21 protein-coding genes are annotated in these 24,374 nt (G+C 65.5%); 11 read left to right on the plus strand and 10 right to left on the minus strand.

Going from position 1 to position 24,374, the window contains the following annotated elements:
- The first annotated feature begins 287 nt into the window (after nucleotides 1–287).
- From AB0F44_RS03675 to AB0F44_RS03685, 3 genes are all read left to right on the plus strand, one after another.
- The gene (locus AB0F44_RS03675; protein ID WP_357352775.1) at nucleotides 288–1,226 is read left to right on the plus strand and encodes an alpha/beta hydrolase; all 939 of its coding nucleotides are present in this window, start codon (nucleotides 288–290) and stop codon (nucleotides 1,224–1,226) included.
- Between the two features lie 121 nt (nucleotides 1,227–1,347).
- A complete protein-coding gene (locus AB0F44_RS03680; protein WP_357352777.1) occupies nucleotides 1,348–2,379 on the plus strand; it encodes an NADP-dependent oxidoreductase in 1,032 nt (343 codons plus the stop codon).
- 230 nt (nucleotides 2,380–2,609) lie between these two features.
- Nucleotides 2,610–3,212: a TetR/AcrR family transcriptional regulator gene (locus AB0F44_RS03685; protein WP_357352779.1), complete on the plus strand. Its 603-nt coding sequence runs from the start codon at nucleotides 2,610–2,612 to the stop codon at nucleotides 3,210–3,212.
- A 224-nt stretch (nucleotides 3,213–3,436) separates the two neighbouring features.
- On the opposite strand, the gene AB0F44_RS03690 is transcribed toward AB0F44_RS03685, so the two are convergent.
- From AB0F44_RS03690 to AB0F44_RS03715, 6 genes are all read right to left on the minus strand, one after another.
- Nucleotides 3,437–4,297, minus strand: coding sequence for a mycofactocin-coupled SDR family oxidoreductase (locus AB0F44_RS03690; RefSeq protein ID WP_357352781.1), 861 nt, complete (start codon nucleotides 4,295–4,297; stop codon nucleotides 3,437–3,439).
- 43 nt (nucleotides 4,298–4,340) lie between these two features.
- Nucleotides 4,341–4,820 (minus strand): VOC family protein, encoded by a 480-nt coding sequence (locus AB0F44_RS03695; protein ID WP_357352783.1) that lies wholly within the window; start codon nucleotides 4,818–4,820, stop codon nucleotides 4,341–4,343.
- 2 nt (nucleotides 4,821–4,822) lie between these two features.
- Nucleotides 4,823–6,331: a CoA-acylating methylmalonate-semialdehyde dehydrogenase gene (locus AB0F44_RS03700; RefSeq protein ID WP_357352785.1), complete on the minus strand. Its 1,509-nt coding sequence runs from the start codon at nucleotides 6,329–6,331 to the stop codon at nucleotides 4,823–4,825.
- A gap of 48 nt (nucleotides 6,332–6,379) precedes the next feature.
- A complete protein-coding gene (locus tag AB0F44_RS03705; RefSeq protein ID WP_357352773.1) occupies nucleotides 6,380–6,937 on the minus strand; it encodes a cupin domain-containing protein in 558 nt (185 codons plus the stop codon).
- A gap of 197 nt (nucleotides 6,938–7,134) precedes the next feature.
- Entirely contained in the window at nucleotides 7,135–7,596 is a 462-nt protein-coding gene (locus tag AB0F44_RS03710; protein ID WP_357352787.1) for a DUF3237 domain-containing protein, read from the minus strand.
- The gene (locus AB0F44_RS03715; protein WP_357352789.1) at nucleotides 7,593–8,075 is read right to left on the minus strand and encodes a nuclear transport factor 2 family protein; all 483 of its coding nucleotides are present in this window, start codon (nucleotides 8,073–8,075) and stop codon (nucleotides 7,593–7,595) included. The genes AB0F44_RS03710 and AB0F44_RS03715 overlap by 4 nt, the downstream gene beginning before the upstream one ends.
- Before the next feature lie 292 nt (nucleotides 8,076–8,367).
- Between AB0F44_RS03715 and AB0F44_RS03720 the strand changes: the two genes are divergently transcribed.
- The 4 genes from AB0F44_RS03720 to AB0F44_RS03735 all read left to right on the plus strand — a co-directional run bounded on the left by AB0F44_RS03720 (nucleotide 8,368) and on the right by AB0F44_RS03735 (nucleotide 13,086).
- Complete coding sequence (locus AB0F44_RS03720; protein WP_357352791.1) at nucleotides 8,368–9,264, plus strand: metal ABC transporter substrate-binding protein; 897 nt, start codon at nucleotides 8,368–8,370, stop codon at nucleotides 9,262–9,264.
- Nucleotides 9,264–10,028, plus strand: a complete 765-nt coding sequence (locus tag AB0F44_RS03725; RefSeq protein WP_357352793.1) for a metal ABC transporter ATP-binding protein — start codon at nucleotides 9,264–9,266, stop codon at nucleotides 10,026–10,028. The genes AB0F44_RS03720 and AB0F44_RS03725 overlap by 1 nt, the downstream gene beginning before the upstream one ends.
- Complete coding sequence (locus AB0F44_RS03730; RefSeq protein WP_357352795.1) at nucleotides 10,025–10,951, plus strand: metal ABC transporter permease; 927 nt, start codon at nucleotides 10,025–10,027, stop codon at nucleotides 10,949–10,951. Before AB0F44_RS03725 ends, AB0F44_RS03730 begins: the two co-directional genes overlap by 4 nt.
- 113 nt (nucleotides 10,952–11,064) lie before the next feature.
- Nucleotides 11,065–13,086 carry an NADPH-dependent 2,4-dienoyl-CoA reductase gene (locus tag AB0F44_RS03735; RefSeq protein WP_357353214.1) on the plus strand — a complete coding sequence of 674 codons (2,022 nt, stop codon included), beginning with the start codon at nucleotides 11,065–11,067 and terminating at the stop codon, nucleotides 13,084–13,086.
- A gap of 22 nt (nucleotides 13,087–13,108) precedes the next feature.
- Here AB0F44_RS03735 and AB0F44_RS03740 read toward each other — a convergent pair whose 3' ends face one another.
- Nucleotides 13,109–14,599: a carboxylesterase family protein gene (locus AB0F44_RS03740; protein ID WP_357352797.1), complete on the minus strand. Its 1,491-nt coding sequence runs from the start codon at nucleotides 14,597–14,599 to the stop codon at nucleotides 13,109–13,111.
- On the minus strand, nucleotides 14,596–15,534 hold the full coding sequence (locus AB0F44_RS03745; protein WP_357352799.1) for an MBL fold metallo-hydrolase: 939 nt from the start codon (nucleotides 15,532–15,534) through the stop codon (nucleotides 14,596–14,598). Before AB0F44_RS03745 ends, AB0F44_RS03740 begins: the two co-directional genes overlap by 4 nt.
- 166 nt (nucleotides 15,535–15,700) lie before the next feature.
- Between AB0F44_RS03745 and AB0F44_RS03750 the strand changes: the two genes are divergently transcribed.
- Nucleotides 15,701–18,529, plus strand: coding sequence for an AAA family ATPase (locus AB0F44_RS03750; protein ID WP_357352801.1), 2,829 nt, complete (start codon nucleotides 15,701–15,703; stop codon nucleotides 18,527–18,529).
- On the opposite strand, the gene AB0F44_RS03755 is transcribed toward AB0F44_RS03750, so the two are convergent.
- Nucleotides 18,489–19,169: a GntR family transcriptional regulator gene (locus AB0F44_RS03755; RefSeq protein WP_357352803.1), complete on the minus strand. Its 681-nt coding sequence runs from the start codon at nucleotides 19,167–19,169 to the stop codon at nucleotides 18,489–18,491. The two genes, AB0F44_RS03750 and AB0F44_RS03755, sit on opposite strands and share 41 nt — an antisense overlap.
- Before the next feature lie 170 nt (nucleotides 19,170–19,339).
- On the opposite strand from AB0F44_RS03755, the gene AB0F44_RS03760 reads away from it, so the two are divergent.
- From AB0F44_RS03760 to AB0F44_RS03770, 3 genes are read left to right on the plus strand one after another with little or no spacing between them, the layout of a single operon-like run.
- Nucleotides 19,340–20,638: an FAD-dependent oxidoreductase gene (locus AB0F44_RS03760; RefSeq protein ID WP_357352805.1), complete on the plus strand. Its 1,299-nt coding sequence runs from the start codon at nucleotides 19,340–19,342 to the stop codon at nucleotides 20,636–20,638.
- Nucleotides 20,635–22,302 (plus strand): dihydroxy-acid dehydratase, encoded by a 1,668-nt coding sequence (gene ilvD, locus AB0F44_RS03765; protein WP_357352807.1) that lies wholly within the window; start codon nucleotides 20,635–20,637, stop codon nucleotides 22,300–22,302. The genes AB0F44_RS03760 and ilvD overlap by 4 nt, the downstream gene beginning before the upstream one ends.
- A gap of 27 nt (nucleotides 22,303–22,329) precedes the next feature.
- Complete coding sequence (locus AB0F44_RS03770; protein WP_357352809.1) at nucleotides 22,330–23,694, plus strand: MFS transporter; 1,365 nt, start codon at nucleotides 22,330–22,332, stop codon at nucleotides 23,692–23,694.
- A 145-nt stretch (nucleotides 23,695–23,839) separates the two neighbouring features.
- Here AB0F44_RS03770 and AB0F44_RS03775 read toward each other — a convergent pair whose 3' ends face one another.
- Entirely contained in the window at nucleotides 23,840–24,325 is a 486-nt protein-coding gene (locus AB0F44_RS03775) for an Lrp/AsnC family transcriptional regulator (RefSeq protein WP_357352811.1), read from the minus strand.
- Nucleotides 24,326–24,374 lie beyond the last annotated feature (49 nt).

Here is a 24,374-nt window from a genome sequence, read left to right on the forward strand (position 1 = left end):
CCTTTCGCTTCGCTCGCTGTGGGCGAGTGGGTGAGGTCTGCCTCGTACGATTCTGAGACTAGACTCACAGTCGGAGATAGTCAACGGACCGTCGATTCGCGAAAGTCAAAGTTCGAGTCGACGTACTGTTGACGACTACCAACGCACCGTGCACAGTGGTAGCTCCGAAGATGACCAGCCTGAGTGTCCGTGACCAGACATGACGCCGGGCGACATGACGACGGAACAGGAAGAATGACTGTGTTGCTGGAAGTGAACCCTTGCCCAGTGGATCGCGCGGCCCAGTAATGGCAACTCTCGATCCTCAGGTCAGCGACCTGCTTGCGTCCCTGTCCAAGGTCCCACCTGCACAACCCTGGGACGTACCCATTGCGGATTACCGGGCGGCCGGCGAGAAGCTCGTCGCGCTAGGGGGAGTTCCGAACTCGCACTGCGACGTGAGGGACTTCGTGATGGACTTGCCGGGAAGGTCGCTCGGGGCTCGCATCTATCGTCCCAAGGGGGCAGTCGGAAGCCTGCCCGGCGTCGTCTACTTTCACGGCGGTGGATTCGTCAGAGGCAGCCTTGAAACCCATGACGTGCTGTGCCGGGAACTGAGCGTACGAGGCGGGTTCAGCCTGGTCTCTGTCGATTTCAGGCTGGCGCCGGAGAACGTTTTTCCGCGGGCTCACGACGACGCGACGGACTCGTTCTGCTGGGTGTCGGATCATGCTGCCGAGCTGAACATACGACCAGACGCACTGGCGGTCGCCGGTGACTCGGCGGGCGCCATGCTCGCGGCATCGGCGGCAGTAGGCGTTCAAGATCGAGCGACCGGAGCATCTGTGCGGGCGCAAGGTCTTCTTTGTCCGGTGCTCGACGTGACACTTGCCAACGACTCTGTCGCACGACACGAGCACGCGCCGTTGTTGTCGCGCAGAGTCCTCGCATGGTGCGTCGATCAGTACTTTCCGGACGTGGAAACGCGACAGTCTGCTGCTGCATCGCCGTTGATGAGGCCGAGCCTCGCGGGGGCTCCTCCTGCTTTCGTTCTCAGCTCGGAGATCGACCCGGTCGCCGATGATGCTCGGCAGTACTCAGCCGAGCTGGAGAAGTTTGGCATCGGATCTGAGCACCAGGAGTTCGCCGGGATGCCTCATAGCTTCTTTCTCCTTGCCGGCGTGCTTGAACAGGGCGAGCGCGCCATCCTCACTTTCGCGGAGAAGTTGTCCGACCTGCTCCGATAGGCGCTCGCCGGTCGACCTGAGACGGGGACGAGCAACCAGAACCGACAGAGCGTTGACTATAACCAACTCGACGTTTATTCTGGTTCTGCTTGACTTTCCATATGTCTTTTGAGGAGACGCGATGAGCATGCTTACCAATCGGCTCTATCGGTTGCGCAGCCGACCAACCGGCGAAGTGACGGCCGAGAATCTGGAGTGGACCGAAGAGCCAGTCCCGCAGATTTCGGAAGGGCAGGCCCTGATCCGCACGCACTACCTATCGGTAGATCCCACAAATCGGGTGTGGATGAGTGAGATGCGCTCTTACATTCCTCCGGTAGAGCTGAACGCAGTCATGCGGGGGGCGGGTGTGGGGCAGGTCGTTGCCAGCATGCGTGAGGACCTTCCTGTCGGCGCCCATGTCGTCGGCCTGACGGGTTGGCAGGACTACTGCGTGGCTGATGCTGCGCACGAGGACATGCCGTTCACGCTCCTTCCCGATCCGTTGCCGGCTCCTCTTCCTGCCTTCGTCGGAGTTCTGGGGCACACCGGAATCTCGGCCTACCTCGGGGTCGAGTTCGGGGATCCCAAGCCAGGGGAGACCTTCTTCGTGTCGGCCGCAGCCGGAGCCGTTGGATCCATCGCGGGTCAGCTCGCGAAACGACGAGGCGCACGGGTCGTCGGGCTCGCCGGAGGTGCCGAGAAGTGCCGATACGTGGTGGAGCAGTTGGGCTTTGATGCGTGCGTCGATCGGCGTGCTGACGACTGGAAGGCTCAGCTCGACCTTGCTACGCCTGACGGCATCGATGTGGATTTCGAGAACGTGGGGGGCGAGATCATGGACCACGTGCTCGATCGCCTGAACATCGGGGCCCGAATCACGCTGTGCGGCCTGATCTCGGAATACAATGCCTACGGCGGCGAGAATCAGCAGCATGGCCTTCGCAACGTCAGCCAACTTCTGATGCAGCGAGCCACCCTCCGCGGGTTCATCGTTTTCGATCATGTGGATCGATACGGCGAGATTATCGCGGAGCTGGCCCAGTATCTGTCTGCGGGTGCCCTGCGTGGCGAGGACACGGTGGTTGACGGGCTGGAAAACGCACGACTCACGTTGAACCGCAGTATCGCAGGAGAGTTCCGCGGGAAAGTCGTGGTCAAGGCAGTTGACTGATGCGCGGGCAAGCGGGCTCGGACGCGGTCTTCGATGCACGACAAGGGGCAATAGCGCCATGCCGGGGACATTTGACGTCACGCGGCGTCGGACGTTTCTGGAATTGGGAGTAAGAATCCCAATGTGTGTGCGCCTTCGCCCTGGTCTACGATAGAGACATGGTGGCTTCATATTCCAACGGTCTCAGTGGCGCCGAGCCTCGAGCTGGCAGGCGGAATCTCAAGGGAGACATGCGGGAGCAGGCGATCCTTCAGTGTGCCTATGAGACGTTGCGCAACGAGTCGATGCGGACGATCTCCATTGATCGCCTCGCGAAGGGCGCGGGTCTCTCGCGGTCGTCGTTCTACTTCTATTTCGAGTCCAAGTGGCAGGTGCTCTCGGCGCTTTTGTCGAGCGTAACTGATGACGTTTTCAATGCGTCGTCGATGATTTTCGATCGACCGGAGGGGATCTCACCAGAGGCTGCGATAGAGCATGCCGTCTCTGAAGTCGTCGATGTGTGGGAGAGGCACGGTCACGTGCTTCGCGAGGTTGGTGACGCCGCAGCGGCGGAGCCGGCGCTGCAGGCGCAGTGGGATCGAATTCTGGGCCGATTCATCGACGCCGCCGCCGCAGCTATCGAACGGGACCGCTCTGCTGGCGTCGCCCTCGACGGTCCACCGGCTCGTGCCTTGGCGGCGGCGCTGATGTGGATGGGCGAGAGAAATCTTGGTCTGATGACCATGCGTAGCGCCAACGCTATTCCTGTGGACGAGATAGTCGAGACGACTACGACCGTGTGGTTGAGAAGTGTATTTGGTCTCGAATATCGGGGTGGATCGACAAAGGCTTGATGCGGTACTGCCAGCGCAGATAGTTCGATCGCAGCGAACCGAGTTCCGTAAGGGGGTCCGGTTCGCTGCGATTGGCGATCCGTCACAGGTGACCATCTGCGTATGGCCAGCATAGGGATCGTGCTCACGTGGCCGACCGCCACGACAAATAGGCCGATCGCGACGAACCGGATTCCGCTAAGAATCTGGTTCGCCGCGATCGTCGGATGTTTGCCTTGACCTTGCTACTGCTGTTGGTCAGCGGCCATCTTTGCCATGTTCAGTCCGGGCATGAGCATGTGGCCGCCATCGACCAGCATCTCGAGCCCGGTCGTCCAACGGGACTCGTCGGACGCCAGCCAGAGGACGGCTTCGCTCATGGCGCGCGGGGGGAGCAGTCCAACGTCACGCAGGACCGACCAGTACTTGGCGCCTTCGAGATCTGCCTTCACGCCCTGACCGGGGCCCTTGCCTGAACACAGGTCGTACCCGCCCTGCCAGTCGAGCGCAGGGGTGTCGGTCGGACCGGGAAGCAGGATGTTCACCCTGATCCCATACTGTCCGAACTCGAGTGCGGCGCTCTTCGCGACCCCGATGACGCCATGCTTCGAGGCCACGTAGTGCGCGTAGTGCGGCGATCCCTCCACGCCGTTTCCGGAGGATGTGACCACGATCGAACCACCACCCCGCTCCTTCATCGCGGGAGTGACAGCCTTCAGCGTTCGCCAGACACCGGTGATGTTGACGTCGAGGACGGCCGAGAACTCGTCCTCGGAAATGTCGGCGAACGGCTGAACCGTCCAGATCCCGGCGTTTGCGACGGCCACGTCCAGACCGCCAAATGCTTTCACGCCTTCAGCGACGAGCTTGTCGAGCGAGGACTGCTTTCGGACATCACCCTCGTGCGCAATGATCCGACGGCCGAATGACTCGACCTCCTTGACTGTGATCTGGAGATCCTCAGTCGTTGCAGTGGGGTAGGGAAGCCCGGTGTCAGGCGGGCAGTCGAGGGCGAGAATATCTGCTCCTTCCTCGGCAAGCCGCACTGCGTGCGCCCGCCCCATTCCACGTCCCGCCCCGGTGACCAGGGCAACCTTTCCGTCCATTCGTCCCATTGTGTTTCCTTCCGTGCATTTCGATATCGAGACTTCAACTGCGTTTGCTATCCCCATCAAGATGGGTGGTTCCCGGGGTGATGATCTGTAGAAGAACGTCGATCCCTGGAGGTTCGGTCCATACATGGTCCGAGCCGGCAATCTGGAACGGCCCATCGATCCGGTCTGGCCGGCCAGGTCCGCGAATGGTGCACCCCCTTAGATCGACCTCGCCCAGTGACTTGTTGAACCTGAGAGCGATATGGTCGATCTTCGCCGGTTCGTGCCCGAGTGCATTCGACAGCGCCGTTGGCTCATCGATAGTGAAAAGCTCGATGGTCGCAGAGGCCAAGGTGAAGAAAGATGCCCGAATGTTGAGTGCGGGAGCTTCGAACGTGGAAGAGACTGAAAGTCTGAATCTTCGCTGCCACTGCTCCGCGGCGGCCTCCAGGTTGCGAACCATTACGCCTACGTGATCAAGCCGTGGAAACTGATCCGGGGCGCTGCTCTCGGAGCCAGGTGTCTGATCGGGCATTGTCACTGATTCCCGGCGGCGACAAAGTTCGGCGTGACGCCCTTGCTGGGTTCTGTCCAGCGCTGAGTGACCACCTTGGACCTGGTGTAGAAGCGGTAGGCGTCGTAGTTCAGTCCGTCGTCGCCTAAGCGCGAATCTCCCCACCCGCCGAAGCCGAACCACGAGATCGGCACTGGAATCGGAACGTTGATGCCGACGCTTCCAGCCTGCACATGGTGTGCGAAGTGGCGGCTCGCCGCGCCACTCGAGGTGAAGATCGACGCGCCATTTCCGTATGGACTGGCGTTGACAACTCGAAGAGCCTCATCGAGATCGTCGACGCGGACCACGCTGAGGACTGGGCCGAAGATCTCGTCCTGGTAGAGATCGCTGTCGGGCTGGACGTGGTCGACGAGACTCGGCCCAACGAAGTATCCCGCCCCACGGGAATCAATTGCTCGACCGTCTACGACGACCGTTCCGCCCTGGCCGCCGGCTGTGTCGAGTGCGCGGTGGACTCGTTCGAGTGCGGCCTGTGAGATGAGCGGGCCCATGTCGGAACCCTCCGCGTCGCCAGGCCCCGTAGTGAACGCTTCGGCTCGTTGTGCTGTCTTCGCAACCACCTGGTCGGCAACATCCCCAACCACGACCGCCACGGGCACAGCCATGCATCGTTGACCCGCAGCTCCGAATGCCGCCGATACCAACGCATCCGCCGCCGCGTCCAGGTCGGCGTCGGGCATCACGACCAAGTGATTGTTGGCTCCGCCCAAGGCCTGCACCTTCTTGCCGGCTTCGGCTGAGCGGCGATAGATCTCCCGCGCGACGGGGGTGGAACCAACGAACGACACGGCGGCCACGTCAGGGTGGTCGATCAGAGCGTTTACTGCCGCGATGCCCCCGTGCACGACGTTGAAGACGCCGCCTGGGAGGCCGGCTTCAGCTAGCAGCTCGGCCATCCGCACGGAAGCTGATGGCACCTTCTCGCTTGGCTTGAGCACGAACGAATTGCCGCAGGCGATCGCGGCTACAAACATCGACACCGGCACCATGACGGGGAAGTTGAACGGGGTGATGCCAGCGCATACTCCGAGTGGTTGGCGGAAGGAGTATGTGTCGACACCATTGGCGACCTGCTCCGCGTATTCACCCTTCAGCTGCTGAACCGCAGACGCCGCAACCTCGACGGCCTCGATGGAACGAGCCACTTCGCCTCTCGCATCAGCCAGTGTCTTTCCTTGTTCCGCGGTGATTATCGAGGCGAGCTCCTCGCTGTGTTCCAGCAGGAGGCTGCGAAAGGCGAGGAGAATCGTGGCTCGGGCAGGGGTCGGAGTCGATGCCCAGGCCTGCGCTGCGCTTCGTGCGCTAGCGACCGCCTGGTCGACGAGATCAGCGCCTCCCAGTCCGACGGTACGAACTGCATGGCCTGTTGCTGGGTCACGGATCTCGGCTTGTTCCGCGGCAGCCGAGTCTGCGGGAGCGCCGTCGATCCAGTGTGGAACTGTTTCGAATTGAACACCGGTGGTAGTCACAGAGATCTCCAAGATGCGAGGTGGCGAGATGGTGTTGAGCGTTTTGATCTACAGGTCTCGGGGGTGGGGGATCTCGGGGAACATCTCGAGTCCGTAGTTGGTCTTGAGGTTCTCGACCTCGGCTGTGAGTTGTTCGGGGGTGCGTAGTTCTCGGTTGCGGGCTTCGTAGAAGTACTTGTCGATGCCGCCGCCGGGTTCGAAGCCGTTGCTGTTGGGGCCGGGGACGAAGACCACGAGGATTCGGGCTTCCTCGCCGACGACCTCGTAGGTGTGTCGCTGGTCCTTGCGGCCCCAGACGAACTGTCCGGCGCCGGCGTTGTAGGAGCCTTCTTCGGTGTGGATCTTGATCTCGCCGCTCATCACGAAGAAGCCCTCCTCCTCGCGGTGGTGGATGTGCCAGACGGGCTCGGTCCCGCGTACCCAGTTCGTCTCGATGACGATCAGCTGGCCTTGGGTGGTCTCGCCGGTCGCGTGGGTCCAGAAGTCCACGCCGGTCATGAAGTCGCCGGTCATGGTGAAGTGCACGTCGTCGCGGTGGGAGACGTAGCTCTCTCCGTCGCGGGTTGTCGACGGCTGGATCTGGTCGACATCGGATGTGGTGGCCATGGTGGCCCCCTTTCGCTTCGCTCGCTGTGGGCGAGTGGGTGAGGTCTGGCTCGGATGAAATGAGACTAGACTCACAGTGGATTAAAGTCAACGGACTGTCGATTTTACGATTTGGCGGTGACCCCAGAAATCGAGTGGGCCGCACATTGCACCTTGCGTGCGAATGTGCGGCCCACCTGCTGTGTCCGGCGCCCTTGCTACTGAAGGGCTACGCGGAAGACCTGGAACTCGATCACCGGGCCTGGTGTGATGCGGCCCTGGCCAACGAAGATCGTCTGGTTGACCCAGCTGTACCTGGGGTCGCCGCACTCGAGCCGAGGCGTGGTGACGAAATAGTGATCGCCGAAGTTGGTGCTCGACTCGCCCCCGGTCAGGGCGGCTTGGGCCGCTTCGGTGACCTCTACCAACCCCTCGTAGCTCATGTAGATGACGGCGCCGTCATTGGTGATGAACTGCGCGCGCACGTCCAGTCGCCCGAAGCCGTCGTCGCCGGCGAGCAGCCAGTCGCCGCCGCCGATCGCCGCCTGGCCGCTGAGGCGATCACCCGTCACGGTTCCGCCTGTCACGGGGAGTACCTGCCGAAGGCCGTACGGCCCGGGCCCGACGATTTGCGGCGCAGCCAACTCCGCGGTGTAGGAAAATTCAGGAACGAGCTTCACTGGGATACCTCCAGGCCCGCGGCGGCCATTACCTGCGACATGCCTTCGGCGATGAGTTCTGTGCCGAATGCTTGCTCGACGACGTTCGGGTCAAAGTACTCGCGCATCAAGATGACCTTGCCGTCTCGAATCCGCATGTGCGTGCAGTACGTGTTTGCGTAGATGTTCCCGTTCTGCCTCACGGTCGCCTTGCCGTGAAGCTCGAGAATGAAGAGTTCGGGATCGGTCGTGTCGTGGACGACCAGAGAGCCGATGGCCAGATCGGGCACCGACTCGAAGAACCAGTCGACGAAGTGGCCGATGAGCGCACCGCCAGGGACTGCCTTCGCGAGCGGCTCTGGCGCAAAGGGCATCTCCCACACTGCGTCGTGCGCGAACCAGTTCTTCCACTTCTCGAGCTCTGCTCCGGTCGGCGGTCCACCTTCGAGATCGCCCCAGAAACCATCAACTACCTTGCGGTTCTCCGCTTGTGTACTCACAGTCGCCTCCTTCAGTGCGGCCAGGCGGCGACGGATGTCTAGGTCGCCACGGCACCGAGACTGCCCGAACTGTCTGTGATAGTCAACACAGTGTCGAAAACTTTCTCGTCGCGCCGATCTCTCACTGCGGCCTTTACTCAACGTAGCGTTGACTATAATCGACGATAAGTCTAGTGTGCGTTTGACCAGGCCGGTTCGCTCTTTCGAACGATCTTCGGCGTCATCCGAAGGAAGGAGTCTCGCCATGCAATGGGCTACGGACCCTGGCCGACGGCCAAGCACCGCCGGCTGCATGTTCCTCGCCTTGCTACTCGTCGCGCTCTGTTCTGGGTGCAGGGCGGTCGACGACCGGGAAGCGAGTGATGAGCGACCGGTGGTGTTGACCACTTTCACCGTGCTCGAGGACATCGCACAGAACGTGGCGGGCGACCGACTACGGGTCGATTCGATCACCAAGGTCGGTGCGGAGATCCACGGCTACGAGCCGACGCCACGCGATGTTGCCAAGGCGTCGGAAGCTGACCTGGTCCTGGACAACGGCCTGAATCTGGAGGCCTGGTTCGGGCAGTTCGTCGAGCCGGTCGATGTTCCGCATGTGGTGGTCTCCGATGGCGTTGAAGTCGTGGACATCACCGAGGACGCCAGCGCGGGCAAGCCCAATCCACACGCGTGGATGAGTGCCCTCAACGCGCAGATCTACGTCGACAACATGGTCGCCGCCTTCTCCGATTTGGAGCCTGCGTACAGCGCGGAGTTCGCTGCGAACGGCGAGGCGTACAAGCGGAAGCTTGAGACGGTGCACCAGGAGATGATCAAGAAGCTGGAGTCTTTGCCTGACAACGAACGAGCGCTGGTGTCCTGCGAGGGTGCGTTCTCATACCTTGCCCGAGACACTGGGCTGAGGGAGAAGTACATCTGGCCGGTCAACGCTGAGCAGCAGGCCACTCCGCAGCAGATCAAGTCTGCGATCGAGTTTGTCAAGACCAACGACGTGCCGGCGGTGTTCTGCGAGTCGACGGTGTCGGACAAGCCCATGCAACAGGTCGTTCGCGCGACGGATGCATCGTTCGGAGGGACGCTGTACGTCGACTCCCTGTCCGAGTCCGACGGGCCGGTGCCGACGTACCTCGATCTGATCCGGCACGACGCCGACACGATCGTCGCGGCATTGACTGGCGGTACCGAGTGATGCCGGCGATCGAAGTGGACCACCTGGTTGTTCGTTACGGGGACGTGTGCGCCCTCGACGACGCAACCCTACGGGTCGGCGAGGGCAAGGTGACGGCGCTGATCGGGATGAACGGATCAGGAAAGTCGACTCTGTTCAAGGCGATCATGGGCCTCGTTCGACCCGACTCGGGTGGGGTCAGGGTCGGGGGCTTGACTCCGGGCGCCGCGCGCCGTCGCGGGCTCGTCACCTACGTCCCGCAACACGAAGCAGTGGACTGGAACTTCCCCGTCTCCGTACGCGACGTGGTGATGATGGGGCGCTATGGCCATCAAGGCTCGACTCGACGCCCGCGTCGGGCAGACCACATCGCTGTGGCAGATGCGCTCGCCCGCGTAGGGCTCACCGACAACGCCGACCGACAGATCGGGCACCTTTCCGGCGGCCAGAAGAAGCGCGCATTCGTCGCGCGGGGCATCGCCCAGGACGCTCGCATCATGCTGCTCGACGAGCCATTCGCCGGGGTCGACAAGCGCTCTGAGACCACCATCACGCGGCTGCTGCGCGAGCTGGCCACCAGCGGGCGGACGGTCTTCACCTCGACGCACGACCTGCACGGCGTGCGACAGCTCGCCGACGACGCAGTGTTGCTCAAGCGTCGTGTGCTCCTCCACGGGCCGGTCGATGAAGTGGTGCGGCCCGATCATCTTGCCCTGACGTTCGGGCTCGACCCGCGCGACCTCGGCGCCAGCAACGACCTGGACGACCTGGACGGTGTGATGTGAGTACCGAGCTGACCTTCCTCGATCTCGTTCTCGAGCCGCTCCAGTACGAGTTCGTGGTCCGCGCCCTGGTGACCACCGTCATCGCCTCCGTTCTGTGCGCGGTGCTGTCGTGCTGGCTGGTCTTGGTGGGCTGGTCGCTCATGGGAGATGCCGTCTCCCATGCGGTCCTGCCCGGTGTCGTGCTCGCTTACGTCATGGGGATCCCGTTCGCCGTCGGCGCGCTCGTGTTCGGGATCCTCGCGGTCGTCGCCATCGGGGCGATCTCGACGACCAGTCGCGTCAAGGAGGACGCTGCGATCGGGATCGTTTTCAGCACGTTGTTCGCGCTCGGTCTCGTCCTCATCTCAGTCACCCCGAGCCAGACAGACCTCAACCACATCATCTTCGGAAACATCCTGGGTGTCTCGACAGCAGACCTTGCCCAGATCGGCGGCCTGGCGGCAATGGGGCTGGTCCTTCTTCTGGCGAAGCGGCGGGACCTGACCCTCTATGCCTTCGATCCGATCCACTGCCACGCACTCGGGATCTCCACGCGACGTCTTCAGGTCCTGTTACTCGGCATGCTCGCCCTCACCGCAGTGGTGTCGCTACAGGTCGTCGGGGTCATCCTCGTGGTCGCCATGCTCATCATCCCTGGGGCAACGGCGTACCTCCTCACCGATCGATTCGGCCGGATGCTTCTCATCGCCCCCACCGTCTCAGCGACATGCGCGGTCGTCGGGATATACCTCAGTTACTGGATCGACGCCGCTTCCGGCGGACTGGTCGTCGTCACGCAGGGAACATTCTTCCTCCTCGTCTATCTCCTGAGCCCTCGCCATGGACTCCTCCGCAAACTGACGAGCTCGATGCGACGAGCCGACACCTCGCCCGTGATCACCGAGGGCTCCGCGCGGTTGGTAGGGACCGACGAGGCGGCGTAGCACGCCGTTCTTGCCGGCCGCTCGGCAGTCGGTTGGTCGATCCTGCGCTTGATGCAGAACCAGTGAAAAACAGTTCGCCCTGGCGCTCGGGGCCAAGCAGAGAGAAACGTGCAATGACCCGCTATCCGCACCTCATGTCACCCATCGAACTGGGCTTCACGACCCTTCCGAACCGCGTTGTCATGGGCTCGATGCATCTGGGTCTGGAAGAGGCGCCGGACGGGTTCGAGCGAATGGCGGCGTTCTACGCCGAGCGCGCTCGCGGTGGTGTCGGCCTGATGGTCACCGGAGGTATCGCCCCCAACCATGCTGGTCGGCCGTTCGAGATCGGCGCGACGATGACGACCGAGCAGGATGTGGACGAGCATCAGGTCATCACCCGCGCCGTTCATGAGGCAGGCGGTCGGATCGTCATGCAGATCCTCCACTTCGGCCGCTATGCCAAGCATGCAGATCTGGTGGCGCCGAGCGCAGTGAGAGCCCCCATCAACCAGTTCACCCCGCGAGCAATGAGTACCGGCGAGGTCGAATCGACCATCGAGGACTTTGCACAGGCGGCGGTCCTCGCGAAGCAGGCTGGATATGACGGCGTGGAGATCATGGGTTCAGAGGGTTATCTGATCAACACCTTCCTGGCGTCGAGCACCAATCTTCGGGACGACGAGTGGGGCGGTGACTTCGTGGCCCGTATGCGTTTCCCGATCGAGATCGTGCGCAGGACCCGCGAACGGGTCGGTGAAGAGTTCATCGTCATGTTCCGGATGTCGATGCTCGACCTCGTGCCTGGCGGTTGCACCATCGAGGAGACGTTGGAGCTCGCCAAGGAGCTGGAGGCCGCAGGCGTGACGATTCTCAATACCGGCATCGGTTGGCACGAGTCTCGGGTGCCCACCATCGCGTCCTCGGTCCCGCGTGCGGCATTCGTGACGGCGACGGAACGCTTGATGGGCAACGTCGGCATTCCGGTGGTCGCCAGCAACCGGATCAACGCTCCCGACGTTGCCGAGCAGATCCTCTCGTCGGGTGCGGCAGACATGGTGTCGATGGCCCGTCCGTTCCTCGCTGACCCGGACTTCGTCTCGAAGTCTAGGGACGGCCAACCGGAGCTCATCAACACCTGCATCGGGTGCAACCAGGCGTGCATCGACCACACGCTCAGCGGCCAGATGACGAGCTGCCTGGTCAACCCGCGGGCATGCAACGAGACCTTGATCGACCTGTCGATCTCTCCGAGGCGACGCCGCATCGGAGTTGTCGGTGCTGGTCCGGCTGGGATGGCGTTCGCTCTGGCAAGCGCGCAGAAGGGTCACGAAGTGGTGCTCTACGACTCCGAGCCGGTGATCGGGGGCCAGTTCGACATCGCCCGGCGTATCCCCGGCAAGGAAGAGTTCAGCGAGACACTGCGGTACTTCCGCAACGCACTGCCTCTGTCGGGTGTCGACCTCCGGTTGGGCGAAAACGTCACGGAAGAAGAGCTTTGCCACGCTGCCTACGACGAAGTCGTCCTCGCGACCGGGATCAGGCCGCGGCCGCTCGACATCCCGGGCGCCGACCACTCCAAGGTCGTCTCCTACCTCGACGTCCTCCGAGGTGAGGTCGAAGTCGGACGCGCGGTCGCGATCATCGGCGCCGGCGGCATCGGTTTCGACGTCGCGGAGTTCATCACTCAGGAAGGGTCTCCGGCGAGCTTGGACCGCGGGAGATTCTTCGGTGTCTGGGGCGTTGACCCCAGCTTCGAGACACCCGGTGGCCTCGCGACGGCGGTGGAAGAGCGGGTCGAGCGCGAGGTGTACCTGCTGCAGCGGAAGGCGTCGAAGGTAGGTGCCGGCCTCGGTGTCACGACCGGATGGATCCACCGGGCAGAGCTGGCCCGCCGCGGTGTCCGGAGCATGTCGGGTGTGACGTACGTCCGCATCGACGACCAAGGCCTCCACGTCGAGGACGGCGGCCGACCCCGGACGCTCGCCGTCGACACGATCATCGTCTGCGCGGGTCAAGAGCCCAACCGCGACCTGTACGACCGGCTGCTCGCGCTCGGAATCACGCCCCACCTCATCGGGGGAGCAGACGAGGCAGCGGAGCTCGACGCCAAGCGAGCAATCCGTCAGGCGACATTGCTCGCGGCGACGATGTGACGCCCAGAGGATGTACGGCGGATCAGATCCAGGCCTGACGTTCCTGGCTGCGGGGGTCGTCGACCTGGGTCCATTCGGAGTCGATGCGCATCGTTGATCGGCGCTCGGTGTCGTACGGGTCCCAGCCGGGGTCGCCGGTCCTGGCGAAGCGGATCCAGGCGTCGTGCATGCGGGCGGCGAGCTCCGCGGGGGGCTTGTCTGGGCCGAGCAGCGCGTTGGCACCCTGCAACTGGGGGAGCTGGGCGAGATCGAAGACGAAGGGGAGCTCCACTGCGTGCGTGGCGCCGAGCTCTCCGTCCAGAGCCTGCGACCGCCAGGCGAACTCGTAGCTGAAGGTCGCGGACTCGGGGTGGGCCGCGTGTGCGCCGGCGAGGGCCCAGCTGCCCGCGCCGAACAGCGCGTCGCCCATGATGGCCGACCGTAGCTCGCCGAAGGACGCCTCGGGCCGTGCCTTCTGGTACGTCTCGACGAGCTGCACCGGCTCCGGGTGCGCGCGGGCCGCCACGTCGTCGATGTCCGCTGCGGTCGAGGTCGAGTACTTGCCCACGGGGACCAGGTAGAGGTTTCCCTCCTCGGTGTTGGTGCCGATGAGCAGGTCGACATCGGCGTTGACCCCGGCGGCGACGGATTCGGCGGGCTGCGTGTCGAGGACCAGGCTGAAGGGGCTGAGGCCGACCAGCGGGTCGTGGTGTGTCTCGGTCTGCAGGTCGATGCCGGCGAGCGGGGAGGCGGCCTCGACCAGACGCTCGTCGGAGATGTCCGCGAAGGCGTCGACGTGGGGCTCGACGCCCAAGGCCTCGGCCGCGGCCTTGGTGACGCGGGCAGCCTGCTCGGTCGTGAACGCCCCGAGCCCGCTGCCGCTTTGGACGATCGCCCGGCGGAAGAGGCCCGTCGCTTCGGGGGCGGCGAGTACGCCGCCGACGATGGTTGCCCCCGCCGACTGGCCGAAGAGGGTGACGTTGCGGGGGTCACCGCCGAAGGCGGCGATGTTCTCCCGGACCCAGTGCAGCGCGGCGAGGACGTCGAGCAGGCCGCGGTTGGCGGGCGCTCCGGGAAGGTCGAGGAACCCGGCGATACCGAGCCGGTAGTTGAGGGTGACGAGGACGACCCCGTCGCGGGCGAAGGCGGAGCCGTCGTACATCGTGGATCGCGTCGATCCGGCGACGAATCCGCCGCCGTGCACGAACACCATGACGGGCAGGTTGTCGCCCGCGGATGCGGGCGTCCAGACGTTGACGGTGAGGTAGTCCTCGCCATGGCTCCAACCGGCGCCGAAGTAGGGCGACATGTCCACGCTTCCGAGCTTGCGCTCGGACTGCGGCGCGTTGGGGCCGGGCTCGGTGGCGTCCCGTACGCCGTCCCAGGACTCGTGCGGCTGCGGCGGCGCGAATCGACCGGCACCTAGAGGAGGGGCTGCGTAGGGGATGTTCAAGAACGCGGTGGTGTGGTCCTGGCGCCGGCCGCGGACCGCTCCCTGGGCGGTGCTCACGACGGGGTCGGGGTGGTGGTTCACAGCGATGTCCTTCCGCGGGCCTCAGCCTGCTCGGAGTAGGGGGTGAAGGGGGCCCAGTCCTTGATGGCGAACCTGCTTCCGTCGCGTACCACCTCCGCGGCGCCGTGGCCGCCGAGGTGTGCGGGGATCACGAGTGCGTTGTTGTCTGCCGCCCAGCCGAGAAGCTTGCGGCGGGTGGCGCGGGCGCCGACGGGGTCCTCGCAGAAGCAGCTGTTGGTTTCCGGGTCCAGGATCTGCGCCGGGCTGTGCAGCAGGTCGCCGACGAACACGGCGCGGTCCGACCCGGAGGCGAGGGTCAGCACGGAGGAGCCGGGGGTGTGTCCGGGAGCCGAGTCCAAGCGCAGGTCGGCGTCGATCTGGTAGCTGTCTTCCCACAGCAGCGTCTGGCCGGCCTCGTGCACGGGTGCCACGCTGTCCTCGAAGACGTTCTGGTTACCGCGGCCGAGCAGCGGCTTGTGGCCGTTCTCGGGATTCCAGAAGTCGAAGTCGTCCTTCGGCATCAGATAGGTGGCGTTGGGAAAAGTGGGAACCCAGCGCCGCCCGTCCAGGTACGTGTTCCAGCCGACGTGATCGATGTGGAGATGCGTGTTGACCACGATGTCCACATCCTCGGGTGCGACGCCGGCCCGGGCGAGATTGGCCAGGAAGTCGGTCTCGAGACGACTCCAGACCGGCGCGTACGGGCGCTCCTTGTGATTGCCCACCCCGGTGTCGACGAGGATGGTCTTGCCCTCGCTGCGCAGCAGCCACGTCTGGATCGCGCTGTTCACGATGTTGGTCTCGGGATCGAGAAAGAACGGGGTCAGCCCGGAGGCGCCGTCTTCCCAGATTTCCTGGGGACTTCCAGGGAAGAAGGTGTCGGGCGTCATCTCAACGGGTCCGTAGTACTCCCAGACCCGAGTGATCGTGACGTCGCCGAGATTGATCTGTTCCATGAGACTTCCTTGGGAGATCGGAGGCTTTCCTGGAACCGTATGCACGCTCCAGTGCGCGCGGTATCCGTCAGGTGACTGCACCTGCACAGGTCACGGCCCGGCCGCTTGTAGCCTTGGGTGGTCAACGCAAGGCTCCGATCGTGGAGCGACAATCCCTGGAGACTCCATGGACGGGCACACAGGCGAACTCGGCGCCGTCACGAGACCGGAGCCGGGTCCGGGGGAGCTGATCATCGGCCGCGACGCAGAGCTGGCACACCTGTTTCGTGCCATGGACTCGCCATCAGCCGATCCGGTCGTGGTGCTGGTCGGCGACGTGGGCGCGGGCAAGAGCACGCTGCTGGAGCACGCGGCGCGTCGGGCCACAGCAAGCGGCGTCCGCGTCCTGCGCGCGCAGGGTAGCGAGTCGGAGTTGAGCCTTGCCTTCTCCGCACTGCATCAGTTGCTGCAACCGGTCATGGCTGAGGTGGACCGGCTGCCGGAGAGGCAGCGCGCGGCGCTGCACCATGCCTTCGGCACGGGACCGGCGACGGCGGGGCCCGACCTCATGCTGATCGGGGTCGCCGTCCTGACCCTGCTCTCCACGCTCGGCGAGCGGCATCCCGTGCTCGTGGTGCTCGATGACGCTCAGTGGTGCGACCGTGCTTCTCTGGACGCCCTCTCCTTCGCCGCCAGACGCCTGCCAGGGGAACCGGTCACGGTGCTGATCGCGGCCCGCGTCGGCGATCATCTCGTCGGATTCGACCGTCACGTGCCGACCCTCACCTTGAGCCCGCTCGATCACGCTGCGGCCATCCAGTTGCTGGATATGCAGCCGAAGAGCCCCACCGGCCGAACCAGGACGCAGATCCTCGACCAGGCCGGCGGCAACCCGTTGGCACTGACCGAGATGGCGAGGTCGGCCACCGCGTACGGCCCGGGGCCGGCGTCGGCGGGTCCGCTCCCGCTGACCGACCATCTGGAGCGGATCTTCGCCACCCGCCTCGACGAGCTGCCGCCCTCCACCAGGCAGGCACTGCTGCTTTTGGCAGCCATGGACGCCGTCGACTCCGCGATCGCGGTCCCGGCCGTGCTGCCGAACGTCGAGGACGACGCATGGCTGCCCGCCGAGCAGGCCGGGCTGGTCCTGGGGACCGGCCGGGACCTTCGGTTCCGCCACCCGCTGGCCCGGTCCGCGGTGTATCACGCCGCATCCTTCGCCGCCCGGCGCGAGGCCCACCTTGCGCTCGCCGAGGCCCTGCGGGACGAGCCGGATCGACGCGCCTGGCACCTGGCCGCTGCGACTGTTCGCCCAGACGCGGCCGTGTCTGTGGAACTGGAGCAGACCGCCGAACGGGCCCGCCGCCGCGGTGGTCATGCCGCCGCGGCCAAGGCGCTGCAACGCGCCGCGGAACTCGCACTGCGGCCCGACGACAGTGCCCGACTGCTGGTCGAGGCCGCCACGGCGGCCGCGCTCACCGGTGACCTCGGCTGGGTGGAGGAGCTGGCGGCGGCGGCACGCGCGCGTACCGACGACGCGTCGCTCCTGGCTCGTGCCGCCGTGCAGGTCGGACGGCTGGCGGCGCTGACCGTGCGCCATTCCGTGGTCTCTTCCCGACTGACCGACACCGCGGAGCAGCTGGCTCTCACGCAGCCTGCCACCGCGCTGGACCTGCTGGCCGACGCCGCCGTGGTCGGCTACTACTCCGGAGATGACGCCCATCGGCGCCGCATCCAGGACGCCCTGGACAACCATCCCGAGGACGCGTCGCACGCATGGCTGCGCACCTGGGTGCGGACAGTGTCGGACCCCTTCGACAACAGGACAGCGCTTCTCTCCCGGCTCCGGCAGATGGCCGCCGAGGCGGAACGCCGGCCCGACCAGCTCACCTCTCTCGGCATCATGGCGTGGCTGCTGGACGAGACTCCGCAGGCCGTCCGGGCTTTCGACGAGGCCTTCGACCGCTGGGGGTCGCTCGGGCCGCTGCCGGAGGGATTGGGCGGCGCGGCAGCCTGGAGCTATGTGGAACAAGGAAGGTGGGGACGGGCCAGAGAGGCCTGTGCCCGCAGCAGCGCGGTCGCATCGGCGGTCGGCCTGGACCACGCAGTGGCATGTGCGGCCGCGGTGGATGCCGTCGTGCTGGCCTATCAGGGGGACGCGGCAGCAGCCCGCGCCCGGGCCGATGACGCGCTCGCCCTCATCGACCCGCTGGAGAGCCGCTCGGTATCCGTCTATGCCCGTCGTGCACTCGCCGCCGCGGCCGTCGCGGAAGGTGCGCACGAGGCGGCGTACGACCAGCTCCGCATGGTCTTCACATCAGACGGTGCGCCCCTGCACTATCACGCCTCCTATCCAGCCCTTGCGGATCTGGCCGCCGCCGCTGTACGCACGGGCCGGGGCGAGGAGGCCACCGCGATCGTCGAGCGTTCCGCTCGCGCGCTCGCCGACAACGCCTCACCCCGCCTTCGCGCACTGATCGGCAGAGCCCGCGGCCTCCTGGCAGATCCCGAGGACGCCGAGCCGCACTACCGGGCGGCGCTGGCGGACCCGGTGCTGGAGCACTGGCCCTTCGAACGCGCCCAGACGCTGCTCGACCTCGCCGAATGGTTGCGGCGCCGTCGCCGCATCGCAGAGGCCCGAGTCCCGCTCACCGAGTCCCTGGAGATCTTTCGGCGCCTGGGCGCCCGCCCGTGGATCGAGCGCGCCCGAGCCGAGTCGCGCGCCGCCGGCATCGACGTCGCGGCCTCGACCCCCGACGAGCTCGCCGAGCTCTCCCCGCAACAGCAGCAGATCATCAGGCTCGCCGCTCGCGGACTGACCAACCGCGAGATCGGCGAGAAGCTCTTTCTCTCCCCGCGCACGGTCAGCTCGCACCTCTACCGCAGCTTCCCCAAGCTGGGGATCACCGCCCGCTCACAGCTCCGCGACCTCATCGAGGGCAACCTCGCCATCGCCCGCCGTCAGGCTGGGGAGATCACGCCCCATCGCTCGGAAGATGTGAGCGCGGGCGCTTGAGCGTGGAGTAGGTGAACTCGACGAGGTAGTCGTTCAAGGCCAGGGATGCCTTCGATGCTCTGTCGGGGTCGGCGTCGCCGGTAGCGCGAAGTACGTTGGCGTGAAGCTCCGCGGCGAGGCTCAGCTCGGTCGCTGGGTCGCGGAGCTGTCCGAACCAGAAGCGTCGGGACAGACCCTGGAGCGGGGCCATGGCCAACAGCAGATACTCGTTGCCCGCGGCACGCACGGTGACCCGGTGGGCTCGCTTGAGGAAGGCCCCGAACGCCTTGAGATCGGCACCCTCGTACTGATCGAACCTGTCGGCCAGCTCGTACATCTCGTCGCGCTGGTCGGGGTCTGCGCGCTGCGCGGCCAGTCGCACCGCGAGCTCTTCGACAGGGCGTCGAAGCTCGAGCATCTTGAATTGTGCCTCCACGGTGATCGGGGACACGAACACGCCCCGGCTGGGGTGAATCTCAACCATGCCCTCACGGGCGAGGCGTTGGAGTGCCTCCCGAACTGGGGTCCGCCCGAGGTCGGTGACCTGCATCAGACGAGCCTCGGACAACATCGCGCCCGGCGGCAGCTCCTGAAAGGTGATCATCTCCTCGAGCTGGTTGTACGCCTGATCGGCCTTGTTCGGCCTCTCCTGTGCCGTCATGGACGCTCCTTCCCGAGGTTTCCCCGCTCCGACTTCTCCCGCGGAGTCTCATTGTGCCGTTGTGACGGTTGACACATTACCTCATGCCGGTCTACAACGGATACATGACCGATATATCGGATGATCGCTGGAAGCTCACGCCTGACCAATCGCGGGATGGAGATCTCCCGGTGCTGGCGGAGGTGGACGTGCTTGTCGTGGGCGGCGGCGCCGCGGGGGTGGCCGCAGCCACGGTCGCAGCCGAGGCCGGCCTCCGGGTGATGCTGGTCGAGAAGTACGGCTTCTGTGGCGGCGCGGCCGTGGCCGGCATGTCCGGAACCGTGTGCGGGCTGTATCTGGCATCGGACGGCTCTGATGGCCCGAAGCAGGTCGTGTTCGGGTTCGCCGAGAGGTTCCGTCGCGGCCTGGAGGAGCGGGGCGGGCTGAGCGGACCACAACGGTACGGAAAGACCTGGACCGTCGCCCATGATCCGCTGGTCTGGCGCGAGGTCGCCGATCAGATGCTGGAAGCCGCGGGTGTTCAGCTGCTCTTGCACACCACCGTCGTCGGGGTTCTTCTCGAGGGCGAGACCCACGCCGGGGTGGTGGTCGAGTCCAGCGCCGGTCGGGCGATGATCCGCGCCGCCCGAACGATCGACGCCTCGGGAGACGGCGCCGTAGCCGCCCGCGCCGGCCACGACTACCGATTCGGCGATGCCGGGAGGATCCAGAACCCCACGATGTTCTTCCGCATCGGCAACGTCGACACCGACCGGTTCTGGGACTTCTACGGTGAGGACACGATCTGTCCCCCCGCGGTCACCGAGGCCATCCGCGCGGCACGGGACGAGGGGCTGGATCTGCCCCGCGACAAGATCTGGGTCTTTCGCACCACCCGTCCTGGCGAGCTGATGGTCAACGCCACCCGGTTGTCGGGGCGGGACGGACGGATGCTGAACGTGATCGACCCCGCCGACTTCACCGAGGCTGAGATCGTCGGTCGCCGCCAGGTCCGCGAGTACGCCCGGTTCCTCCAGCAGCATGTCCCCGGCTGCGAGGCCAGCCACGTGGTCGACACCGGGGTGGAGGCGGGCATTCGGCAGACCCGAACCATCGTAGGAGCCAAGACGCTACGCAACGCCGATGTGGTCGAGGCTCGCAAGTTCCCCGACGGCATCGCCCGCTCGCCGTGGCCGATCGAGCTGCACAGCGGCAACCAGCCCAAGCTGGAGTGGTTGCTCGACGACGTCTACGAGGTGCCGTATCTGACCTTGGTTCCTGCGACCGGGGAGAACCTGATCGTGGCTGGACGGTGCCTGAGTGCCGAGCACGAGGCGCTGGCCTCGGCTCGGGTGACTGCGCAGTGTTTCGAGTACGGGCACGCGGCCGCCGTGGCCTCAGTGCTCTCCCTGACTAGCGAGATGCGATACCGAGACATCCCCGGAGCCGACGTCCGTGCGGCCATGACCAAGAACGGAAGTGCACTATGACCGAGCTGCGCAGCAACTTCGAGCCAGGGACCACCCGATGGGCGGTACGGCGTGCCCAGTGGACGGCGATGGGGATGACGCCGGAAGAACAGGCTCGTCCCAAGATCGCGATCGTCAACACATCGTCTCGGCTCTCGGTGTGCTTCGCACACCTCGACGACGTCGCCCGTACGGTGGCCGAGGCGGTTCACAGGGCGGGCGGGCTCCCGCTGGAGATCCGTACGACCGCACCGAGCGACTTCGTCACCAGCGCCGGGCGCAAGGCGCGCTACCTGATGCCGACCCGCGACCTGATCGTCAACGACATCGAGGCCGCGGTGGAGGGGGCGGTGCTTGATGGCATGGTGTTGCTCTCCTCGTGCGACAAGACCACGCCCGCCCACTTGATGGCCGCGGCACGGCTCGACCTGCCTGCCGTAGTCGTGGTCGGCGGCTACCAGCGTGGTGGCACCTTCTCGGGTTGCTCGGTGGACATCGACACCGTCTATGAATCGGTGGGCCCGGTCGCCGCCGGAGAGATGAGCGTCGAGGAGCTCGGCGCCCTGGCCGACAGTGCGATCGAGGGCCCCGGAGTCTGTGCCGGACTGGCCACCGCCAACACGATGCATTGCCTCGCCGAGGCGCTGGGGATGACCATGCCCGGCTCTGCGCCTACCCGCGCCAACTCTCCGTCGATGCTGGAGCGGGCCGTGGCGGCCGGCGAGCGGATCGTCGAGATGGTCGCCGAGCAGCTGACCGCGCGCAAGGTGCTCACCCGGGAGGCGGTCGAGAATGCGATCGAGGTCGCCCTCGCGCTGGGAGGGTCGGTCAACTGCATGCGCCACCTCGCGGCCGTTGCCGCCGAGGCTGATCTCGACATCGACGTCGTCGGTGCCTTCGAGAGCCATGGCCGTGACGCGGTGCAGCTGGCGGCCATTCGCCCCAACGGCACCGACCAGGTCTGGGATCTGGACCGGATCGGCGGTGTCCAGACCGTTCTCCGCACCCTGCTGCCTCGGCTGCACGGTGAGGCGCTCACCGTGTCGGGGCGAACCGTCGCCGAGCTCGCGGCCGACGCGCAGCAGGCTGACGGACAGGTGCTTCACGAGCTGACCGACCCCATCAGGCCCGAGCCCGGGTTGCTGATCCTGCGGGGGTCGCTGGCCCCCGACGGTGCGATCGTCAAGGTCGCGGGTGTGGGCGCGGCCCGCCGTCAGTTCACTGGCCCCGCCTGCGTGTTCGCGGGTGAAGACGCCGCGATCGACGCTCTCGGCCGTGGCGAGGTCAAGCCCGGCCAAGTGATCGTGCTGCGGGGTATGGGCCCCCGCGGAGGACCCGGCACCGTCTTCGCGGCCAGCTTCGTCGCAGCCCTCAACGGCGCCGGACTCGGCGGGCAGGTCGCGGTGGTCACCGACGGTGAGCTCTCCGGTCTCAACCACGGTCTGGTGGTAGGACAGGTGATGCCGGAGGCAGCAGACGGCGGCCCGCTGGCCGGCGTCGGCGATGGCGACCAGATCCGAATCGATCTCGATGCCCGGTCCCTGGATGTCGACCCGGTACGCGATGGGGCGCCGGTTCGCGCATCAGACAGCAAGGACGAGGTGGGCTGGCTGGGTCAGTACGCCGTTCTTGTCGGCCCCGTCCAGACCGGTGCAGTGCTGCGCCGCCCCACAGGCCGCGGATGAGTTCGCCCCATCAAACAGGAGAAGATGATGAGTTCTGATTCCACCTTCAGCGACGCGCAACGGGCACAGGCTCGTAAAGCGGGGATCGCGGCGCTCGTCGGCACCACCCTGGAGTGGTACGACTTTCTGATCTACGGGACCGCGGCCGCGTTGATCCTGAACGAGCTGTTCTTCCCCAGCGTGAGCGCTGCGGCGGGCACCCTGGCCGCATTCGCCACCTACGCGATCGGATTCCTTGCCAGGCCGTTGGGCGGACTGGTGCTCGGAAACCTGGGGGATCGGATCGGCAGGCGCGCCATGCTGCTCCTCACGATCGTGCTCATGGGTGTGGCCACCACCCTGATCGGGCTGCTTCCCACGTACGCCAGTATCGGCGTCTGGGCGCCCGTGATCCTCATTCTCCTGCGGCTCCTTCAGGGCTTCGGGGCGGGCGGCGAATATGCGGGTGCCGTGGTGATGTCGGTCGAGCATGGCAACCAGTCCCGGCGCGGGGCCGCTGGAGCCTGGGCGCCGATGGGGTTCGCGCTCGCGACCTTGCTGTCGACCGGCATCTTCCAGCTCGTGGTCCTTCTTCCCGATGACCAGTTCCGTGCCTGGGGCTGGAGGGTTCCATTCCTCCTCGGCTTTGCCCTGCTCTTCGTCGGCTACTTCATCCGTCGACACATCCATGAGACCCCCGCATTCGAGAACGCACGAGAGCTGGAGCGGCAAGGCGCTGTCCAGCCGGCCAAGACGCCGGTGTTCGCGGTGCTGAAGGAGAACCCGCGCAGCTTCCTGGTCGTGGTCGGCGCCCGATTCGCCGAGAACGGCTTCGCCTACCTGTTCCCCGTGTTCGCAGTGGCGTACGCCATCAACGAGGTCGGATTGTCACGCCAGACCACCCTGCTCGCGGTCGTTGTCGCATCCGCGGTGCAGCTCGCTGCGATTCCGATCTTCGCGATCCTTTCAGACCGTGTGGGGCGGCGGCCCGTCTATGCCCTGGGGGCGGCTTTGTCCCTCGTATGGCTGGTGCCGTTCTTCGTCATCTTGGATACCGGCAACACGTTGCTGGTCATGTTCGCCATGGTGGTCGGCCTCGGCATCCTGTACCCCGCCATGCTGGCGCCTCAGGCGGCCTACTTCGCAGAGCTGTTCAGCACCAAGACACGGCTGTCGGGCTTTGCATTCGCACGGGAGATCGGCTCCGTGCTCGCCGGTGGATTCCTCCCCCTGGTTGCCACCGCTGTCCTGGCCTGGGCCGGCCACTGGTGGGCCGTTGTGGCGTACATGTCCCTGCTCACTGCTCTGACCTTGATAGCGCTCGCTTTCGGGCCTGAGACCCGCAGTACGAGCCTGATGGAGACCAAGCAGGACCCGACGGTAGACGAGGCTGCCGACCTAGAGCTGACATAGCACTTCTCGACAATCGGAGGCGGTGCGCCGGCCAGGCAAGCTTCGTGGGCGCACCGCCGTTTCCGATTCGCGTACATCTTCCGAACCTCGTGCACGCCAGATGCCTCGACCCCGAACACCGCTGCTGGTCAGAGTCAACAGCGCGTCAGCTGCTGCTTTCAGTGAGGTCTTCGAGAGCTTCCTTGCGCCCGTGGCCGTAGACGATGGAGCTACGGAACTGAACGACTTCACGGCGGCTGCTGAGATTGTCGACCAGGAAGGAGTGCAGTGCGGCGATGTCACGGACCCCGACGTGCAGGAGGAAGTCATCACCCCCGGCGAGCACGAAGACCGCCATCACTTCGGGCATCGCCAGCGCGTCATTGTGGAACTGGTCGATGAGGTCGCGGCTCAGTGGTCGTACCTGGGTGAACACCATCGCCTCGACGGACCGGCCGAGGGCCCCGAGGTCCACGGCCGTGTGGAAGCCCGTGATCACGCCTCGGGACTCGAGCCGACGTACGCGCTCGGAGCATGTTGAGGGCGCAGCGCCTGCGATCGCGGCCAGCTCGCGCATCGGGATCCTGGCGTCTCGCTGGAGCGCTTCCAGTATCCGGCGATCGGTCCGATCAAGGTTCGGAGTTTCGCTCATTTTCCGATCATATAGCCGACGGCCACCGCATGACCGGGTGAACCGTCCA

The organism is Nocardioides sp. NPDC023903 (genome assembly GCF_040639295.1).
In the GTDB taxonomy this organism is placed as follows: Bacteria; Actinomycetota; Actinomycetes; order Propionibacteriales; family Nocardioidaceae; genus Nocardioides.

Excerpts from the sequence above, each read along its gene's own strand:
- AB0F44_RS03690 (WP_357352781.1), bottom strand. The coding sequence starts at position 4,297 with ATGGACGGAAAGGTTGCCCTGGTCACCGGGGCGGGACGTGGAATGGGG.
- AB0F44_RS03725 (WP_357352793.1), top strand. The coding sequence starts at position 9,264 with ATGCCGGCGATCGAAGTGGACCACCTGGTTGTTCGTTACGGGGACGTG.
- AB0F44_RS03735 (WP_357353214.1), top strand. The coding sequence starts at position 11,065 with ATGACCCGCTATCCGCACCTCATGTCACCCATCGAACTGGGCTTCACG.
- AB0F44_RS03745 (WP_357352799.1), bottom strand. The coding sequence starts at position 15,534 with ATGGAACAGATCAATCTCGGCGACGTCACGATCACTCGGGTCTGGGAG.
- AB0F44_RS03705 (WP_357352773.1), bottom strand. The coding sequence starts at position 6,937 with ATGGCCACCACATCCGATGTCGACCAGATCCAGCCGTCGACAACCCGC.
- AB0F44_RS03775 (WP_357352811.1), bottom strand. The coding sequence starts at position 24,325 with ATGAGCGAAACTCCGAACCTTGATCGGACCGATCGCCGGATACTGGAA.
- AB0F44_RS03675 (WP_357352775.1), top strand. The coding sequence starts at position 288 with ATGGCAACTCTCGATCCTCAGGTCAGCGACCTGCTTGCGTCCCTGTCC.
- AB0F44_RS03755 (WP_357352803.1), bottom strand. The coding sequence starts at position 19,169 with ATGACGGCACAGGAGAGGCCGAACAAGGCCGATCAGGCGTACAACCAG.
- AB0F44_RS03720 (WP_357352791.1), top strand. The coding sequence starts at position 8,368 with ATGTTCCTCGCCTTGCTACTCGTCGCGCTCTGTTCTGGGTGCAGGGCG.
- AB0F44_RS03680 (WP_357352777.1), top strand. The coding sequence starts at position 1,348 with ATGAGCATGCTTACCAATCGGCTCTATCGGTTGCGCAGCCGACCAACC.
- AB0F44_RS03685 (WP_357352779.1), top strand. The coding sequence starts at position 2,610 with ATGCGGGAGCAGGCGATCCTTCAGTGTGCCTATGAGACGTTGCGCAAC.
- AB0F44_RS03770 (WP_357352809.1), top strand. The coding sequence starts at position 22,330 with ATGAGTTCTGATTCCACCTTCAGCGACGCGCAACGGGCACAGGCTCGT.
- ilvD (WP_357352807.1), top strand. The coding sequence starts at position 20,635 with ATGACCGAGCTGCGCAGCAACTTCGAGCCAGGGACCACCCGATGGGCG.
- AB0F44_RS03750 (WP_357352801.1), top strand. The coding sequence starts at position 15,701 with ATGGACGGGCACACAGGCGAACTCGGCGCCGTCACGAGACCGGAGCCG.
- AB0F44_RS03695 (WP_357352783.1), bottom strand. The coding sequence starts at position 4,820 with ATGCCCGATCAGACACCTGGCTCCGAGAGCAGCGCCCCGGATCAGTTT.